Below are 2,694 nucleotides of genomic sequence, written 5' to 3' on the forward strand. Positions count from 1 at the left end.
GCCCCGAGCGAGGTCCGCAGGGCGGCGGCCGCCGCCGCGGACGACGCGGGCGGGGCCGGATCGGGGACCAGCGCCGCCACGGAGTCCGCCCGGTCGGGGCGCGCCCGCCGGATCTCCGCGGCGAGTGCGTCGGCATGTGCGGCGCGCGCCTGCGCGACCGGGGCCACCCGGGGGGCGAGGTCGGGGAAGGCCCGCCCGGCCACGGTGGCCAGCGCAGCGTCGGAGCGGGCTGCCGTGAGCGGGGCCTCCAGCTCGTCCGGACCCTCGTCGGCGTGGCCGCAAGCCGTCGCAACCACCGGCACCGCCCCCGCGAGGGCCAGGGCCGCCGTCCCGCGCAGGACGCTGCGCCGCGACGGGGAGGGGAGGTCCATCGGGGGCCATCCTGCCAGTCCGGCCCGGGGACGAACGGGACGCCGGGCCGGGCCACCGGGCCCCCGACGCGGGCTAGGCTGGGTGTCCCGCCGGGGGCCCCGTCGCCGCCCCGCGGCGCTCCCCAGCCCGGACCGTCCCACCCCAGCATCCCAAGCCAGGAGGACCCACCGTGTCCCGTGCGCCCGTGGGCTCACCCACCGGTGCCGCCGTGAGCGCCCTGTCACCCGTCGTCGACGACGTCGTGGCGCGCGCCGGCTTCGTGCTCGACGAGCTCGACGTGCGTCCCGCGGGCCGCCGCCTCGTCGTGCGCGTCACCGTCGACTCCCCCGACGTCCCGGGCGTCGAGGACGGCCCGACCGGCGGTGTCGACCTCGACGCCGTCGCCGAGCTCTCCCGCGACGTCTCGGCCGCCGTCGACGCGCGCGAGTCCGAGGACCCGGCGGTCCGCGACGCGCTCGCCGGCGCCTACACCCTCGAGGTCACCACACCCGGGACCGACCGGCCGCTCACCGAGCCACGGCACTGGCGGCGGGCGTGGCTGCGCCGCGTCGCGGTCACCCTCGCCGGCGGCGAGGCCGTCACCGGCCGGGTGGGCGGCGTCGTGGTCCCCGACGAGGGCCCGGCGACGGTCACCCTCGCCGTCGGTAAGGCGCTGCGGACGGTGGCCCTGGACGAGGTGACCCGCGCGATCGTCGAGGTCGAGTTCAAGCCCGCTCCCGACGCCGAGGTCGAGGCGCTCCGAGCGGCGCGCCGGGACAGCGAGGAGGAGCAGTGAAGGTCGACCTGATGGCCCTGCGCGCGATCGAGCGCGACAAGGACGTCTCCTTCGAGACCGTGGTCTCGGCCATCGAGTCGGCCCTGCTCTCGGCCTACCGCCAGACCGGGCGCGAGACCCCGGGCGCCCGCGCGGAGGTCGACCGCGACAGCGGCGAGATCCGGGTGCTGGTCCCCGAGCTCGGCGAGGACGGCGAGTCCGTCGGGGAGGTCGACGACACCCCCGCCGGGTTCGACCGGATCGCCGCGGCCACCGCACGCCAGGTCGTCGTCGCCAAGCTGCGCGACGCCGAGAACGACCGCAGCTACGGCGAGTACGCCACCCGCGAGGGCGAGGTCGTCGCCGGGATCGTGCAGCGTGACGCCCGGGCCAACGCGCGAGGCGTCGTCGTCGTCGACATCGGGTCGGTGGAGGGCGTCATCCCGTCCGCCGAGCAGGTCCCGGGCGAGAAGCTGGAACACGGCGAGCGGGTGCGGTGTTACGTGGTCGGGGTCACGAGGTCCCCGCGGGGTACGGCCGTCACGCTCTCCCGCACGCACCCCAACCTGGTGCGCAAGCTCTTCGCGTTCGAGGTCCCCGAGATCGCCAGCGGCGCGGTGGAGATCACCGCGATCGCCCGCGAGGCCGGTTACCGGTCGAAGATCGCGGTCCGCTCGAACGTCGCGGGACTCAACGCCAAGGGCGCCTGCATCGGACCGATGGGGGCGCGGGTGCGCGGCGTCATGGACGAGCTGCACGGTGAGAAGATCGACATCATCGACCACTCGGACGACCCCGCGGAGTTCGTGGGCAACGCGCTCTCGCCGTCGAAGGTCGTCTCGGTGGAGGTGACCGACGAGCGGGCGCGCGCGGCCCGCGTCGTGGTCCCCGACTACCAGCTCTCGCTCGCGATCGGCAAGGAGGGCCAGAACGCCCGCCTCGCCGCCCGGCTGACCGGGTGGCGCATCGACATCCGGTCCGACGCGCAGCCCGAGACGGATCTGGTGGCGCCGTAGCGCCCCGGGGCCGTCCTCGAAGGGCCGTTCTTGGTGTGCGGACGAGCGCGGTAGAGTGACCCAATGGCCCGGACCCGTCCGGCCCCCCGACAGGACGTACCGATCGAAGGACCGGTGCGCACGTGCGTGGGGTGCCGATCGCGGGGCCCGGTGTCGGAACTGCTGCGAGTGGTGGCCGTGGACGGGGCATGCGACCCCGACCCGCGGCGTCGCAAGCCGGGGCGGGGAGCCTGGATGCATCCCGCCGCGGACTGTCTGCACCGCGCGGAGCGCCGATCGGCGTTCCCCAGGGCGCTGCGCGTCCCGGGGCCGCTCGACACCGGCGCGCTGCACGCACTGCTCGAGGCGAACCCGGCGCCGGACATCCGGACCCAGGCCCCGACGCCCGTCGGAGCCGGAGGACGAGGAAGTAGGTCGACCCCCGATGAGCCAGCCGTGAAGCACTCGCGATGAGCGCGCAGGCGTAGGACACGAGGTCGCGGGCACGCCGCCGACCTCGAGAATGAGGAGATCAGTGGCAGGCAAGGCCCGGGTGCACGAGCTCGCGAAGGA

At 75.7% G+C, this 2,694-nt stretch carries 4 protein-coding genes; 3 read left to right on the forward strand and 1 reads right to left on the reverse strand.

Annotated features, from left to right (window positions below; all coding sequences use genetic code 11):
- The coding region (locus VGH76_RS14975) for a hypothetical protein (RefSeq protein ID WP_331557486.1) at positions 1 to 371 on the reverse strand (371 nt) is incomplete at its 3' end.
- Between the two features lie 209 nt (positions 372 to 580).
- Here VGH76_RS14975 and rimP point away from each other — a divergent pair.
- The 3 genes from rimP to VGH76_RS14990 all read left to right on the forward strand — a co-directional run bounded on the left by rimP (position 581) and on the right by VGH76_RS14990 (position 2,595).
- A complete protein-coding gene (gene rimP, locus VGH76_RS14980) occupies positions 581 to 1,147 on the forward strand; it encodes a ribosome maturation factor RimP (RefSeq protein WP_331557487.1) in 567 nt (188 codons plus the stop codon).
- Positions 1,144 to 2,142: a transcription termination factor NusA gene (gene nusA, locus VGH76_RS14985; RefSeq protein WP_331557489.1), complete on the forward strand. Its 999-nt coding sequence runs from the start codon at positions 1,144 to 1,146 to the stop codon at positions 2,140 to 2,142. Before rimP ends, nusA begins: the two co-directional genes overlap by 4 nt.
- 63 nt (positions 2,143 to 2,205) lie before the next feature.
- A complete protein-coding gene (locus tag VGH76_RS14990; protein ID WP_331557490.1) occupies positions 2,206 to 2,595 on the forward strand; it encodes a YlxR family protein in 390 nt (129 codons plus the stop codon).
- Positions 2,596 to 2,694 lie beyond the last annotated feature (99 nt).

Origin of the sequence: Actinomycetospora sp., from assembly GCF_036497585.1 — a bacterium.
GTDB lineage: Bacteria > Actinomycetota > Actinomycetes > Mycobacteriales > Pseudonocardiaceae > Actinomycetospora.